Source organism: Paeniroseomonas aquatica (genome assembly GCF_030409335.1).
GTDB classification, from domain to species: Bacteria; Pseudomonadota; Alphaproteobacteria; order Acetobacterales; family Acetobacteraceae; genus Belnapia; species Belnapia aquatica.
In genome coordinates this window covers 1-14748 of sequence record NZ_JAUFPN010000069.1, presented here as the reverse complement: position 1 = coordinate 14748, position 14748 = coordinate 1, and the positions used below count along the sequence as shown (strand labels likewise).

Annotated in this window: 8 protein-coding genes, 3 tRNA genes, 3 rRNA genes and 1 pseudogene; 4 read left to right on the top strand and 11 right to left on the bottom strand. The window is 66.2% G+C overall.

The window, feature by feature from the left end:
- The first annotated feature begins 10 nt into the window (after positions 1-10).
- Genes QWZ14_RS07400 through QWZ14_RS07385 form a run of 4 tightly spaced genes read left to right on the top strand, consistent with a single transcriptional unit; the run spans position 11 to position 4633 of the window.
- Positions 11-751 (top strand): cytochrome c oxidase assembly protein, encoded by a 741-nt coding sequence (locus QWZ14_RS07400; protein ID WP_290315979.1) that lies wholly within the window; start codon positions 11-13, stop codon positions 749-751.
- Positions 748-1722 carry a cytochrome c oxidase subunit II gene (gene coxB, locus QWZ14_RS07395; protein ID WP_290315978.1) on the top strand — a complete coding sequence of 325 codons (975 nt, stop codon included), beginning with the start codon at positions 748-750 and terminating at the stop codon, positions 1720-1722. The genes QWZ14_RS07400 and coxB overlap by 4 nt, the downstream gene beginning before the upstream one ends.
- Positions 1719-4271 (top strand): cbb3-type cytochrome c oxidase subunit I, encoded by a 2553-nt coding sequence (locus QWZ14_RS07390; RefSeq protein ID WP_290315977.1) that lies wholly within the window; start codon positions 1719-1721, stop codon positions 4269-4271. Before coxB ends, QWZ14_RS07390 begins: the two co-directional genes overlap by 4 nt.
- The gene (locus QWZ14_RS07385; protein WP_290315976.1) at positions 4268-4633 is read left to right on the top strand and encodes a hypothetical protein; all 366 of its coding nucleotides are present in this window, start codon (positions 4268-4270) and stop codon (positions 4631-4633) included. Before QWZ14_RS07390 ends, QWZ14_RS07385 begins: the two co-directional genes overlap by 4 nt.
- On the opposite strand, the gene QWZ14_RS07380 is transcribed toward QWZ14_RS07385, so the two are convergent.
- The 11 genes and pseudogenes from QWZ14_RS07380 to QWZ14_RS07330 form a co-directional block, all read right to left on the bottom strand.
- Positions 4630-5088, bottom strand: a complete 459-nt coding sequence (locus tag QWZ14_RS07380; RefSeq protein ID WP_290315975.1) for a c-type cytochrome — start codon at positions 5086-5088, stop codon at positions 4630-4632. The two genes, QWZ14_RS07385 and QWZ14_RS07380, sit on opposite strands and share 4 nt — an antisense overlap.
- A gap of 147 nt (positions 5089-5235) precedes the next feature.
- Positions 5236-6096, bottom strand: coding sequence for a TauD/TfdA dioxygenase family protein (locus tag QWZ14_RS07375; RefSeq protein WP_290315974.1), 861 nt, complete (start codon positions 6094-6096; stop codon positions 5236-5238).
- Positions 6097-6200: 104 nt separating this feature from the next.
- Positions 6201-7106, bottom strand: coding sequence for a LysR family transcriptional regulator (locus QWZ14_RS07370; protein WP_290315973.1), 906 nt, complete (start codon positions 7104-7106; stop codon positions 6201-6203).
- A 131-nt stretch (positions 7107-7237) separates the two neighbouring features.
- Positions 7238-7816 carry a peroxidase-related enzyme gene (locus QWZ14_RS07365; protein ID WP_290315972.1) on the bottom strand — a complete coding sequence of 193 codons (579 nt, stop codon included), beginning with the start codon at positions 7814-7816 and terminating at the stop codon, positions 7238-7240.
- 654 nt (positions 7817-8470) lie between these two features.
- Positions 8471-8720, bottom strand: a pseudogene (locus tag QWZ14_RS07360) (IS66 family transposase); the annotation flags it as partial.
- A gap of 205 nt (positions 8721-8925) precedes the next feature.
- A tRNA-Met gene (locus tag QWZ14_RS07355) sits at positions 8926-8999 on the bottom strand.
- A 35-nt stretch (positions 9000-9034) separates the two neighbouring features.
- Positions 9035-9149 (bottom strand): 5S ribosomal RNA (gene rrf, locus QWZ14_RS07350).
- A gap of 128 nt (positions 9150-9277) precedes the next feature.
- Positions 9278-12024: ribosomal RNA gene (locus QWZ14_RS07345) — 23S ribosomal RNA — on the bottom strand.
- Between the two features lie 356 nt (positions 12025-12380).
- A tRNA-Ala gene (locus QWZ14_RS07340) sits at positions 12381-12453 on the bottom strand.
- Positions 12454-12532: 79 nt separating this feature from the next.
- A tRNA-Ile gene (locus QWZ14_RS07335) sits at positions 12533-12606 on the bottom strand.
- A gap of 322 nt (positions 12607-12928) precedes the next feature.
- Positions 12929-14415: ribosomal RNA gene (locus QWZ14_RS07330) — 16S ribosomal RNA — on the bottom strand.
- Together the 16S, 23S and 5S rRNA genes with 3 tRNA genes alongside form the textbook arrangement of a ribosomal RNA operon.
- Positions 14416-14748: the final 333 nt, after the last annotated feature.

The following is a 14748-nucleotide window of genomic DNA, read 5'->3' as shown; positions in this document are numbered from 1 at the left end:
AGGATACGGGATGGGCGAGTGGACGCTGGAGAGCGCCTGGCTGGCCTATTGCGGCGCGCCGCCTGCGCCGGGCGGGGCCGGCTGGAACCGGGACCCCTGGCTCGGGGCGGCGCTGGTCGCCGGGCTGGCGCTGGCCTGGGGCCGGGCGGCGGACCGGCGCGCCCTGCTGGCCGGCTGGGCGGTGCTGGCGCTCGCCCTGGTCTCGCCGCTGTGCAGCCTGTCCGTGGCGCTGTTCTCGGCCCGGGTCGGGCAGCATCTGGTGATCCTGCTGGCGGCGGCGCCACTGCTGGCGCTCGGCCTGCCCGCGCCGCGGCGGGAGGCCGGGCCGGGCGGCATCGCCGCGGCGGCGGCCTGCTTCGCCGTGCTGCTCTGGATCTGGCACCTGCCGGGGCCCTACAGCGCCACCTTCCGCTCCGACCTCGCCTATTGGGTCATGCATCTCAGCCTGCTCGGCGCCACCATCTGGCTGTGGCGCGGGCTGCTGCTGGCGGCGGCGACGCGGCCGGAAGCGGTGCTGCCGGCCGGCCTCGCCACCGCGGCGCAGATGGGCGCGCTCGGCGCCTTCCTGACCTTCGCGCCGCGGTCGATCTTCCCGCCGCATGAATACACCACGCTGGCCTGGGGCCTGACCCCGCTGGAGGACCAGCAGCTCGGCGGCCTGCTGATGTGGGTGCCGGGCGGGCTGGCCTTCGCCGGGGTGGCGCTCGGCGCGCTGGTGGTGGCGATGCGGCGCGGACGCTTCGCGGCGTGAGGCGGCCGGGCCTTGTCGCCTGCGCCGCGCTGGCGGGCTGTTCCGGCATCCAGACGCCGCTCGACCCCTGGGGGGCGCAGGCCGGGCATATCGCCACGTTGACCCATGTGCTGTTCATCGGCGGCACCGCCATCTTCCTGCTGACCATGGGGCTGCTGGCGGCGGCGCTGCTGGCGCCCGGGCGGTGGCGACAGGCGATGGGTTCGCGCCGCTTCGTCATCGGCGGCGGCATCGTCTTCCCCGTGGTGACGCTCGCGGCGCTGCTGGTCTATTCCCTCGGCATCTCCCGCGCGCTGACCCTGCCGGGCGAGGCGGCGCCGCTGAAGGTCGAGATCATCGGCCGGCAATACTGGTGGGAGGTGCGCTACCCCGAGCTTGGCGAAGGCGCCGTCACCGCCAACGAGCTGCACCTGCCGGTCGGGCGCGACGTGGAGTTGCAGCTCAGCTCCGGCGACGTGATCCACAGCGTCTGGATCCCCAACCTGCACGGCAAGATGGACATGATCCCCGGCCGGGTGAACCGCCAGCGCCTCCGGGTGGACCGCACCGGCGTGCTGCGCGGCCAGTGCACCGAGTTCTGCGGAATCCAGCATAGCTTCATGGCCTTCTGGGTGGTGGCGCACGAGCCCGCCGACTTCGCGGCCTGGGTCGCCCGCCAGCAGGCGCCGGTGCCGCCGCCGGCGACCGCAGCCGCGGCGGAGGGCATGCGGGTCTTCGGCGAGGCCGGCTGCGGCGCCTGCCACGCGGTGCGCGGCACCGCATGGCAGGGGCGGCTGGCGCCCGACCTGTCGCGCATCGGCGGCAGGCTGTCGCTGGCGGCGGGCGCGCTGGAGAACCATCGGGCCAACCTCGCCGGCTGGATCGCCGGGGCGCAGGACATCAAGCCGGGCAATGCCATGCCGGCCTATGGCCGGTCGCTGGAGGGCGCCGAGCTGCTGGCGGTCGCCGATTGGCTGGAGACGCTGCGATGAGCCCGGACCAGGGTGCCGCCGTCGCGCCGAGCACCGACGCGCTGCCGAACCCCTTGCCGCGCCCGGCCGACGAGCTCGGCCGGCTGCGCGCCGCCTGGGCGCGGCCGCGCGGCTGGCGCGCCCTCGGCGAGATCAACAACAACCTCATCGGCCCGCTCTTCGTCGCCACGGCGCTGCTGTTCCTGACCCTGGCCGGGCTGCTCGGCGTGCTGATCCGGGTGCAGCTGGCGATGCCGGGCCTGACCATCATCGACCCCGCGACCTACAATCAGGTCTTCACCATGCATGGCACGGTGATGATGTTCCTCTTTGCGGTGCCGGCGGTGGAGGCGGTCGGCATCACCCTGCTGCCGGCCATGCTCGGCGCGCGGGAGATGCCGACGCCGCGGCTCGGCGCCTATGCCTATTGGATCTACGTGATCGGCGGGCTTGCCTTCTTCTCCTCGCTGTTCTTCGGCGCGGCGCCCGACGGCGGCTGGTTCATGTACCCGCCGCTGACCAGCAAGGAGCACTCGCCCGGCATCAACACCGACATGTACCTGCTGGGCATCGGCTTCATCGAGATCTCGGCCATCGCCGGGGCGATCGAGCTGATCGTGGGCATCCTGCGCTGCCGGGCGCCGGGGATGACGCTGGGGCGCATGCCGATCTTCGCCTGGGCCATGCTGGTCTTCGCCGCCATGGTGGTCTTCGCCTTCCCGGCGGTGATCGTGGCGAGCACGCTGCTCGAGCTGGAGCGCGCCTTCGACTGGCCCTTCTTCCTGCCGGAACGCGGCGGCGACCCGCTGCTGTGGCAGCACCTCTTCTGGTTCTTCGGCCACCCGGAGGTCTATGTCATCTTCCTGCCGGCCGCCGGCATGGTCTCGATGATCGTCCCGGCCATGGCGGGCACCGCGCTGCTGGCGCATGGGCTGGTGGTGACGGCACTGGTGGGCACCGCCTTCCTCAGCTTCGGCTTGTGGGTGCACCACATGTACACCACCGGCATCCCGGGGCTGAGCCTGGCCTATTTCTCGGCGGCGGGCTTCGCCGTCTCGGTGCCCTCCGGCCTGCAGGTCTTCGCCTGGATCGGCACCTTCGCCGCCGGCAAGCGGGTGCGGATCGCCACGCCGACGCTGTTCGTCTTCGGCTTTCTCTTCATCTTCGTGCTCGGCGGGCTGACCGGGGTGATGGTCTCGGCGACGCCCTTCGACTGGCAGGCGCACGACACCTATTTCATCGTCGCCCACCTGCATTACGTGCTGATCGGCGGCATGGTCTTCCCGCTGCTGGCGGCGCTGTACTACTGGGCGCCGGCGATCGGCCGGCCGCTGTCGGAACGGCTCGGCCGCTGGGCCTTCTGGCTGCTGTTCCTCGGCACCAACCTGACCTTCTTCCCGATGCATTTCGCCGGCTTCGCCGGCATGCCGCGGCGGATCTACACCTATCCCGCCGGCATGGGGCTCGAGCTGTGGAACGCGCTCTCCACGGCCGGGGCGGCGATGGTGCTGGCGGGCGGCGTGGTGCTGCTGGCCGACATCGCCCGCAACTTCCGCCCCGGCCGCGGCAGCGACCGCAGCCCGTGGGATTCCGGCACGGCGGAATGGCTGCCGAGCGAGGATTTCGGCCTGCGCAGCATCCCCCGCATCACCGGCCGCTACCCGCTGTGGGACAATCCCCGCCTGGGCGAGGAGGTGACGGCGGGGCGCCACTTCCTGCCGGGCACGCTGACCGGGCGGCGCGAGGCGCTGGTGACCAGCCCGGCCGAGGCGCTGCCGCAATACGTCGCGGTCATCCCCGGTCCGGGCTTCGCGCATCTGGTGGCGGCGGTCGGCACCGCCGGCTTCTTCCTCTCGCTGGCGGTCTCGGCCGTGGTGCCGGCCGCCGGCTTCGGCCTGGTGGCGCTGGCCGGCTTCCTGCGCTGGCTCTGGACCGGCACCGACCTCGGCCCGCTGCCGGCGCGGCGGGACGGGGTGGGCGCGGGTCTGGAACTGCCGAACTACGTCACCGGGCCGCTCTCGACCTCCTGGTGGGCGATGGTCTGCCTGATGCTGGTGAGCGGCACCGCCTATGCCTGCCAGATGGGCAGCTACCTGTTCCTCTGGCTGGTCAACGGCGATGCGATGTGGCCGCCGGCGGGCATGGCGGCGCCGCAGGGCGGCTTTGGCGCGGCGGCGCTCGCCGGCTACCTCGCCAGCGGCGGCGTGGTGATGCTGGCCTCCCGCGCGCTGCGCCGGCGGGATGCCCTACCGGGGCTGCTGCTGCCGGTGGCGCTGCTGCTGCTGGCCGGGGGCTTCGCCGCCGACCTGATGGCGCTGTGGGAGGCGGGGCTGCGTCCCACGATGCATGCCCATGCCGCCGCCTCCTACGCGCTGCTGGTCTGGCAGGGCTTCCACGTGGCGGTGGCCGCGATCATGGCCGGCTATGTCCTGGCGCGGTCCTGGGCCGGGCTGCTGGACGGCACCCGCCGGCTCAGCTTCGACAACATGATGCTGTTCTGGCTCTACACCGTGGGGCAAGGGCTGGCCGGGCTGGCGCTGCTGCACGGCTTCCCGCGGCTGCTGGCATGAGCGGGGTCCGCTCCGCCTTCGGGGTGCTGCTCTCGGTCGCCGGGCTGGTGGTCTGGGCCGGGCATTTCACCGCGGTCTATGCGGTCAGCGCCGTGGCCTGCGAACGGGGGCTGCTGGAGCGGTCGCTGCTCGGCCTGCCCTGGGTGCCGGCGCTGGTCGGGCTCGCCACGGTGGTGGCGCTGGCGCTGCTCGGGCTGGTGCTGCGGCCGGCGCTGGCGGGGCTCGGCCCGTCCCTGACCGAAGGCGGCGAGGTCGAGCCACGCTTCACCCGCTGGTTCGCCGCCAGCACCGCCGTGCTGGCCGCGCTGGCGGTGGTGTTCCAGGCGATGCCGCCGCTGCTGCTGCCGGGATGCGCCACCTAAGCACGCGGGCGGATCCGTGGCGACTCGCGCGGCCCGCCCTCGTTCGGGCCGAGCTGCATCCCGGCCGGGACGGGCGGCAGCCTGGCGGCGCCCAGGGTGAAGAGATAGGCGGCCGCGTCGCGCGCCTCCGCCTCGCTCAACCCGACCGCCGGCATGGCCGAGCCGGGCGAGATCGCCTCCGGGTCCCGCAGCCAGGCGATCAGATTGTCGGGGGCGTTGGGCAGCCGGCCGCCGACATAGCCGCGCCGCGCCCATTCGGTGAGCGGCGGCCCGACCCAGGAGTCCGCGCCGCGGACGCCGGGGATGACGTGGCAGGCGCCGCAGCCGCTGGCCAGGATCACCGCATGGCCGCGCGCAGGATCGCCGCCGGCGACGCGCAGGGCTGCCGGCTCCTCCGCCTCGCAGGCGGTGGCCAGCAGCAGCATGGCCGTCGAGGCGAAACGCCGGATGCTCATGACCTGGGCCTTGCCGAAGGGGCGCCGGCCATGCCGGAATAACCTCCTGACGGCGCGCCTCGGTCAACGCGGCCGGGACGCGGCGGGTTGCGGCGGCGTCCGGCGCGGCGAGCGATGCTCCGGGCTGCCTGCCCTTCCCAGGCCCCATCACGCTGCGTCGGCGAGGGTCGGCATGGTGCCGGCGACGCAGGTGCGCACCATGTGGCGGCGCTCCGTCGTCGTGGCGAAGGGGGTGGCGCGGTGCAGCACCGCGCGGTTGTCCCAGACCACCAGGTCATGCGGCCGCCAGCGATGGGCGTAGGTGAAGGCCGGCTGCGTCGCCAGCGCCATCAGCCGGTCGATCAGAGCGCGGGACGCCGCCTCGTCCATGCCTTCGATGCGGCGCGCATGGGCGCCGAGGTAGAGCGCCGGGCCATGCGGATTCTCCTGCAGGACCAGCGCTTGGCGCACCGGCGGGTGCTGGTGGAGCTCGGCCTCGGTCACCAGCGCGGCATCGACCCGGCTGCGCGACCAGCCGAAATCGTGGATGGCGACGCGACCCCGCAGGCCCTCCTGCTCGGCCGGATCGAGCGCGGCGAAGGCCGCGCGCTGGGAAGCGAATTCGGTATCCCCGCCGGCCGCGGGGATTTCCCGCGCCGAGAGCAGCGAGGCCCGGGCCGGCACCGGCTTGAACGAGGAATCATGGTGCCAGACGCGGTTCGCCTTGTTGTTCAGCACCTGCCTGTCGGTGGGCGGCGCGATCTCGCCGGCCGGGCCGATGTTCGAGAGGATGATCACCGGGCTGCCCGCCCCGGGTGCCCCGGGCCGGGTGCGTTCCAGCGGCCCGAAGCCCTCGCTGAAGGCGATCTGCGCCGCGTCGTCGATGCGCTGGTCCGGGAAGACCAGCACCGAGAAGCGGTCCAGCGCCGCCCGCACGGCGGCCATCGTCGTCGCATCGACGCCGCGGGCGATGTCGAGGCCGGTGATGCGGGCGCCGAGGACGGTGGTGAGCGGGGTCGTCTCGAGCATGGGATGGATCCTCCGTCCCGCACCATGGCGTGCCACGGCAGAGGGGCGCCAGCCGGCATTGTTGCGAAACACCCTGCCGCCATCTGGCATGATCAGAGGCGGCGTCAGGCGGCAGGATCGGCGGCGGCGAGCAGATGCGCGACGAAGGCGGCGATCTTGGCGGGAAGCCGCTCGGTGCGGGCATGCACGGCGAATATCTCGGCCCGGTAGCGTTCCGGCCAAGCCGGCAGACCCGGCAGCACCGGTGCCAGCCGGCCGGCGGCGACATCCTCTCCCACCATCCATTCCGGCAGCAGCACCAGCCCCATGCCATCCAGCGCCGCCTGGCGCAGCGCCTCTCCGCTGTTGGAGCGGAGCGGCCCGCCGACCGCCACCTCCTGCCGCCCGCCCGACGGCGTGGCGAAGACCCAGACCGGCGCCTCATCGGCCTCGCGGTAGGTCAGGCAGGGGTGCCGCAGGACCGCATCGGGCGTGGCCGGGGCGCCGTGCCGCGCGACATAGTCGGGGCTGGCGCAGAGGATGCGCCGGTCCGAGGCCAGGCGGTGGCCGCTGTAGGACTTGCCCGGCGGCAGGCCGAGCCGGATCACCAGATCCACTCCATGCGCCGGCACCAGCCCGGTCTGTTCGGTCAGGGCGAGATCGATCTCCACCCGCGGATGCGCGCGGCGGAAGCCGGCGAGATGCGGCACCACATGGCGCAGGGCAAAGGATCGGCGCGCGACGATGCGGAGCGTGCCGGCCGCTTCCTCGTGCAGCTCCCGCGCCTCGACCATCGCGGTGTCGAGACCCTCGAGCAGCGGCGCGATACGGTCGGCCAGGCGCCGCCCCGCCTCGGTCGGCGCGACGTGGCGCGTGGTGCGGTCGAACAGCCGCAGGGCGAGGTCATCCTCCAGTTCGCGCAGCGCCCGCGATGCCGCCGTCGCCGACAGGCCGAGCGAGCGGCCCGCCGCCGCGATGCCGCCGCGGTCGAGGGTGCGCAGGAGGAGTCGGAGAGCGGTCAGCCGGTCCATGCGGCCACGCTAAGGCGGTGCCGCTGTTGCCGGAAGCCGGGCGGCGGAGCCGCCGCCCGGCCGCTTTGTTGGTCCCGCTCACCCCCGTGCCCTAATCTCTCACCGCCGCGGTGATGAGGGTTGGCAGCAGGCTAACGGCCCATGGTGTAGAATTCGTCGTTCGGCCGCATGCTGGTGACGTTTGCCATCCGGTTCGACATGCCGAAGAAGGCCGCGATCGCCGCGATGTCCCATGCCTCCTCCTTGTCGAAGCCGTGCTGCGCGAGGGTGGCTAGGTCGCCATCGCAGACGTCGTGGGCCTCGAAGGCGACCTTCATGGCGAAGTCGAGCATCGCCTTCTGCCGCGGCGTGATGTCGGCCTTGCGGTAGTTGATGGCGACCTGGTCGGCGATCAGCGGGTTCTTCGCCCGGATGCGCAGGATCGCGCCATGCGCGACGACGCAATACTGGCATTGGTTCGCGTTGCTGGTCGCCACCACGATCATTTCGCGCTCCGCCTTGGTCAGCGCGCCCGGCTTGTCCATGAGGGCGTCGTGGTAGGCCATGAAGGCGCGGAATTCCTCGGGCCGATGCGAGAGGACGAGAAAAACATTGGGAATGAACCCGGCCTTCTCCTGCACCGCGAGCAGCCGCTCGCGGATGTCTTCCGGCATCTCGTCCAGGGTGGGTACGGGAAAGCGGCTGATCGGGAAGGCAGCTGGCGCGGTCATCACATCCCTTTCGGAGTTCCGGTGGCGTCCGGTTCGATGGGCACAATGAACCGCACCTGGGCCGTGTTGGCGATCCTCTTCCGCTACGTGGTGTAGGGGCGATGGCTCCTGATGAATTAGCGGCTCTGTCCTCCAGCCACGGCGGGCAAGCTGACGGCGGGATTGTCGGTGACGATGGTGATGTTTCCGGTGTCACGCAGCGGGACCGCCGGGGGATCCATTCGTCGAATTGCCAAATGAGAAAGGCACCAAACAGAGAGGTGCTGACGGCCTTTCGACGAACCGCTGTTGAAGGCCTCGGCTCGGTGCTTGCCTGAGAAATCCAAAAGTCTGGGGTGTCCTGCTCAGCGACATTCAACAACTCAGCACACCGTGGGAGCGTGATGCAGAGTCGGGTTGTTCGCAGCACCTTGGCCGCTTCGGCCTGACCTCCTTATGCCGCCGCGTGGCCATTGCCGCGTTGGAGGAAATTCGCAGGCAGCTAGGTCGAGGCGATCCGGCTGATCCCTGAGGCGGGTCGGTTGCGGATCGAGGTCCGCGGCGAGTTAGGCGCGATCTTACGGTTGGCACCTAAGGCGAGAATTGAAAATCGCCCCGAGGCTTGAGCCATCGGGGCGTTTGCGGGATTTGTGTTTTGGNAGCACGCCGCCTCGGCGATCGATCCCGGCTTGCGGCCTGGCATGTAGAGCTCGTTGAACCCGGCATAGGCATCGGCCTGCAGGATCCCGCCATAGCCGGCCAGATGGCGCTGTGGATGTTCCCCGGTTCGGTCGCGCGAGTAGCGGAACATCGCCGCCGGTGGCGCCGGGCCGGCGAATGGTCGGTCGTCGCGCACATAGGTCCAGAGCCGGGCGGTGACGGTCCGGCCCTTGGCCTGCGGCGGCACCGTGGTGTCGTCGCCGTGGGCTATTTCACACCAGAGCAGAAGGTGGCGGCTTTCTAAGCGACTGCTTCAGCCGCGCAACACTGTTCGTGAAAACAGGGCAAGGCCATTTAGCATGGCCTTGCCCTTATGCTGACAATACTACCGCACCCGAACACAAAAAAGCCCATGCTGCGTGTGCAGAGCGGGCGAATGGATGCTGCTTCGAAAATACTGGGATCGTGGGATGCGGGGACAGGATTTGAACCTGTGACCTTCAGGTTATGAGCCTGACGAGCTACCGGGCTGCTCCACCCCGCGGTGGTGTGTGTGTGAGGATTGGGTCCGGCGTGGTGGTCCGGCGGCGACCGACTCTCCCGCATCTTGAGATGCAGTACCATGGGCGCAGCGGTGTTTCACGTCCGAGTTCGGGATGGGATCGGGTGTATCATCCGCGCGATGACCACCGGACCACCGCGCCGGACCCAATTTTGGGTTGGTGGGGTGAGGATGGGATTGGAAGGTTTTGTGTGTGTGAGGCTTGAGGCGGTTTGGTGCTGCGTGCGGTGCGGTCTTTCGACCGCGTTGCGGTGGTGATGGATATGAGCTCTATCGGGCGATTAGGACCGCTCGGCTACGTCGGTTACCCGACTTCCACCTGCGGCCTATCGACGTGATGGTCTATCACGGCCCTCGAGGGAGACCTCGTTTAGAGGGGGGTTTCCTGCTTAGATGCCTTCAGCAGTTATCCCGTCCGCACTTAGCTACCCAGCGATGCTCCTGGCGGAACAACTGGTACACCAGAGGTACGTCCATCCCGGTCCTCTCGTACTAGGGACAGATCCTCGCAAGTCTCCTACACCCACGGCAGATAGGGACCGAACTGTCTCACGACGTTCTAAACCCAGCTCACGTACCGCTTTAATCGGCGAACAGCCGAACCCTTGGGACCTGCTCCAGCCCCGGGATGCGATGAGCCGACATCGAGGTGCCAAACCTCCCCGTCGATGTGGACTCTTGGGGGAGATCAGCCTGTTATCCCTAGAGTACCTTTTATCCGTTGAGCGATGGCCCTTCCACGCGGGACCACCGGATCACTAAGGCCGACTTTCGTCTCTGTTCGCGCTGTCGCGCTCACAGTCAGGCGGGCTTGTGCCTTTGCACTCAACAGCCGATGTCCGACCGGCTTGAGCCCACCATCGCGCGCCTCCGTTACCATTTGGGAGGCGACCGCCCCAGTCAAACTGCCCACCACGCAGGGTCCTGGCCCCGGATAACGGGGCTCAGTTAGACGCCAGAAAGGCACAGGGTGGTATTTCAAGGTTGGCTCCACCAAAGCTAGCGCCCCGGCTTCAAAGCCTCCCACCTATCCTACACAGTCCCTTCCTGGCGCCACTGCGAAGTTGCAGTAAAGGTTCATAGGGTCTTTCCGTCTGACCGCGGGTACCCCGCATCTTCACGGGGAATTCAATTTCGCTGAGCCCATGCTGGAGACAGTGGGGAGGTCGTTACGCCATTCGTGCAGGTCGGAACTTACCCGACAAGGAATTTCGCTACCTTAGGACCGTTATAGTTACGGCCGCCGTTTACTGGGGCTTCGGTTCGATGCTTGCACATCTCCCCTTGACCTTCCAGCACCGGGCAGGCGTCAGACCCTATACGTCATCTCTCGATTTCGCAGAGCCCTGTGTTTTTACTAAACAGTCGCCACCCCCTGGTTTGTGTCACCCACAACTGGTTGCCCAATCGTGGGTCTCGCTTATCCCGAAGTTACGCGAGCAATTTGCCTAGTTCCTTCAGCATGGTTCTCTCAAGCGCCTTGGTATGCTCTACCAGTCCACCTGTGTCGGTTTAGGGTACGGTCCATAGTGTCAGAGCTATTTCCCGGACCGATCCGGCAGCCATCCCAATCCGATAAGGGATGACAACGCTTCACGGTCGTCACTTCTGACGGGCCCAGGAATATTGACCTGGTTTCCATCGGCTACGGCTGTCGCCCTCGCCTTAGGGGCCGGCTCACCCTGCGCGGATTAGCCTTGCGCAGGAACCCTTGGACTTTCGGCGAGAGGGTTTCTCACCCTCTTTGTCGCTACTCATGTCCGCATTCGCACTTCCCATACCTCCACGGCCGCTCGCGCATACCGCTTCACAGGCTTAGGGAACGCTCCGCTACCACGCACTTTCGTGCATCCACAGCTTCGGCAGATGGCTTGAGCCCCGTTACATTTTCGCCGCGGGACAGCTATTAGACCAGTGAGCTATTACGCTTTCTTTAAAGGATGGCTGCTTCTAAGCCAACCTCCTGGTTGTTATGGCCGTCCTACATGCTTTCCCACTTAGCCATCATTTGGGGGCCTTAGCTGGTGGTCTGGGCTGTTTCCCTCTCGACAATGGACCTTAGCACCCACTGTCTGTCTGCCGCCCTGTACTCGCCGGCATTCGGAGTTCGGTAGGGTTTGGTAGGACTTTGGGTCCCCCTAGCCCTTCCGGTGCTCTACCTCCGGCGGTAATCGAACGACGATCTACCTCAATAGATTTCGCGGAGAACCAGCTATTTCCGAGTTTGATTGGCCTTTCACCCCTAGCCACAGCTCATCCCCGACTTTTTCAACAGGCGTGGGTTCGGCCCTCCAGTGCGTGTTACCGCACCTTCAGCCTGGCCATGGCTAGATCACTCGGTTTCGGGTCTTCTGCCAGCAACTAGGCGCCCTGTTCGGACTCGCTTTCGCTGCGCCTACACCTCACGGCTTAAGCTTGCTGCTAACAGAAACTCGCGGACCCATTATACAAAAGGTACGCCGTCACCCACTCTTGCGAGTAAGGGCTCCGACTGCTTGTAGGCGCTCGGTTTCAGGTCTGTTTCACTCCCCTCGTCGGGGTGCTTTTCACCTTTCCCTCACGGTACTTGTGCACTATCGGTCGCCAAGGAGTATTTAGGCTTGGAGGGTGGTCCCCCCATGTTCAGACAAGGTTTCACGTGCCTCGCCTTACTCAAGGATCTTGAGGAGCCATACGCCTACGGGGCTATCACCCACTATGGCGCGCCTTTCCAGACGCTTCGGCTTAACTCAACAAGACCACTGGCCTAATCCGCTTTCGCTCGCCACTACTCGCGGAATCTCGGTTGATGTCTGTTCCTCCAGGTACTGAGATGTTTCAGTTCCCCGGGTTTGCCTCGAAGCCCTATGTATTCAGGCCCCGATACCCTCGAAAGGGTGGGTTTCCCCATTCGGACATCCGCGGATCAACGATCGCTCGCATCTCCCCGCGGCTTTTCGCAGCGTGCCACGTCCTTCATCGCCTCTTGGCGCCAAGGCATCCACCGAACGCCCTTATCACGCTCAATATCGCATCACCACCGCCCGCACGCAGGACCAAACCGCCCTGCGACCGAACGGTCGCGCAATACCAATCGCTCAGCTCACACACAGCCAACAGGACATGCCCATCGGCCGCTTACGCTACCTTCCAATCCATCTTCACTTGTCAAAGAACATTCGCCGGCACGAACCCCTCGCGGGATCCAACGCCATGCGGCGGTCTTGAAAGTGCATATCACGCAGCCAGGCCGTGCCAAGCCATCCCGCGGCAAGCCGCAGGACATCTCGCACCACCCATCGCGCAATCCCACATGATGCTCTCGCACCATCATCCCCAACCCATCCCGTGACACCCAGGCGCCCTCACCGAGGAACGCAGGTCTGGAGGCAAACGGATTCGAACCGATGACCCCCTGCTTGCAAAGCAGGTGCTCTACCAGCTGAGCTATGCCCCCGCAGGCCTCGCGGCCCGGACGACATCGCCAGCGGCGACAGAGCCACCACCGCAAGACCAAAACAGCGTCACGAAATCGATGGGCCAGGGAGGACTTGAACCTCCGACCCCACGCTTATCAAGCGTGTGCTCTAACCAACTGAGCTACTGGCCCCCAGCCCCGGCATAACCGAGGCCCCCGAAACGGTAGGGGAAGGCCATCGCCCAGCCAAGGCCGCAACACACCCGACACAACGACGGGAGAAGGATGCGCGGACGGCGCCGACCCCCGAAAGGGCCAGGCGCACCATGCACCACGCGCCAATCAATGGCCGCAGGTGATGGCTGGAAAGTATTGTCTATCGGGTCACAGGCGCCCCAACCAAACCCAACCCATCCGGGCCAGGCCAGTCAAAGGACGATCTCGGTCCATTGTAGTCATTGTTCAGGCCGTCAGCAGCAAGAGACCGAAATCTCTACCCCACCAACGATCCTTGAAAGGAGGTGATCCAGCCGCAGGTTCCCCTACGGCTACCTTGTTACGACTTCACCCCAGTCACTGACCCTACCGTGGCAAGCTGCTCCCTTGCGGTTAGCGCACCTGCTTAAGGTAGAACCAACTCCCATGGTGTGACGGGCGGTGTGTACAAGGCCCGGGAACGTATTCACCGCGGCGTGCTGATCCGCGATTACTAGCGATTCCACCTTCACGCATCCGAGTTGCAGAATGCGATCTGAACTGAGACAGCTTTTTGGGATCGGCTCGGTATCGCTACCTGGCTTCCCATTGTCACCGCCATTGTAGCACGTGTGTAGCCCAGCCCATAAGGGCCATGAGGACTTGACGTCATCCCCACCTTCCTCCGGCTTGTCACCGGCAGTTCCTCTAGAGTGCCCACCCAAACGTGCTGGCAACTAAAGGCGAGGGTTGCGCTCGTTGCGGGACTTAACCCAACATCTCACGACACGAGCTGACGACAGCCATGCAGCACCTGTGCATCACGCCCCTTGCGGGGAAGGTCCATCTCTGAACCAGTCGTGACCATGTCAAGGGCTGGTAAGGTTCTGCGCGTTGCTTCGAATTAAACCACATGCTCCACCGCTTGTGCGGGCCCCCGTCAATTCCTTTGAGTTTCAACCTTGCGGCCGTACTCCCCAGGCGGTGCGCTTACCGCGTTAGCTACGACACTGAGTGGCTAGGCCACCCAACATCCAGCGCACATCGTTTACGGCGTGGACTACCAGGGTATCTAATCCTGTTTGCTCCCCACGCTGTCGCGCCTCAGCGTCAGTAATGGACCAGGTCGCCGCCTTCGCCACCGGTGTTCTTCCCAATATCTACGAATTTCACCTCTACACTGGGAATTCCGCGACCCTCTTCCATCCTCTAGCCTAGCCGTATCAAGCGCAGTCCCCAGGTTGAGCCCAGGAATTTCACGCCTGACTAACTAAGCCGCCTACGCGCCCTTTACGCCCAGTAATTCCGAGCAACGCTAGCCCCCTTCGTATTACCGCGGCTGCTGGCACGAAGTTAGCCGGGGCTTCTTCTACGGGTACCGTCATCATCGTCCCCGTCGAAAGGGCTTTACAATCCGAAGACCTTCTTCACCCACGCGGAATTGCTGGATCAGGCTTGCGCCCATTGTCCAATATTCCCCACTGCTGCCTCCCGTAGGAGTCTGGGCCGTGTCTCAGTCCCAGTGTGGCTGGTCGTCCTCTCAGACCAGCTACCGATCGTCGCCTTGGTAGGCCATTACCCCACCAACAAGCTAATCGGACGCAGGCTACTCCAAAGGCGCATCACTGCTTTGAGCCTCAGCTCATATGCGGTATTAGCCCCAGTTTCCCGGGGTTGTCCCCCACCTCTGGACATATTCCTACGCGTTACTCACCCGTCCGCCACTGCCATTGCTGACCGTGCGACTTGCATGTGTTAAGCATTCCGCCAGCGTTCGCTCTGAGCCAGGATCAAACTCTCAGGTTCATACACCAGCATCCCTGCCAGCATACTACCCGAAACCTCACCCAAAACCCGATATACCAATACCCGCCAACCATCCCGACAGCAGACCATCAATCAACACGCAACACAGCAACACCCACCAGAACACCTCTCAGCATCCCAACAGCGCCGCCCACGCATCCCACCCCAAAACCCCCGGCCGCCAATCCCCACCCGAAAGCAGAAATCAAACGTAACCAAAAGCCCGAGAACAGAACACCAATGCCGCATGCTAACCAACCATCCCCCATGACAAAGGACAATCAAGCAAGCATACAATACACTTCCAAAACCGATAAAGTTTTAAAAGAACAA

Coding starts and splice junctions, on each gene's coding strand:
- QWZ14_RS07375 (WP_290315974.1), bottom strand. CDS start 6,096: ATGCTCGAGACGACCCCGCTCACCACCGTCCTCGGCGCCCGCATCACC.
- QWZ14_RS07365 (WP_290315972.1), bottom strand. CDS start 7,816: ATGACCGCGCCAGCTGCCTTCCCGATCAGCCGCTTTCCCGTACCCACC.
- QWZ14_RS07370 (WP_290315973.1), bottom strand. CDS start 7,106: ATGGACCGGCTGACCGCTCTCCGACTCCTCCTGCGCACCCTCGACCGC.
- QWZ14_RS07400 (WP_290315979.1), top strand. CDS start 11: ATGGGCGAGTGGACGCTGGAGAGCGCCTGGCTGGCCTATTGCGGCGCG.
- QWZ14_RS07385 (WP_290315976.1), top strand. CDS start 4,268: ATGAGCGGGGTCCGCTCCGCCTTCGGGGTGCTGCTCTCGGTCGCCGGG.
- QWZ14_RS07390 (WP_290315977.1), top strand. CDS start 1,719: ATGAGCCCGGACCAGGGTGCCGCCGTCGCGCCGAGCACCGACGCGCTG.
- QWZ14_RS07380 (WP_290315975.1), bottom strand. CDS start 5,088: ATGAGCATCCGGCGTTTCGCCTCGACGGCCATGCTGCTGCTGGCCACC.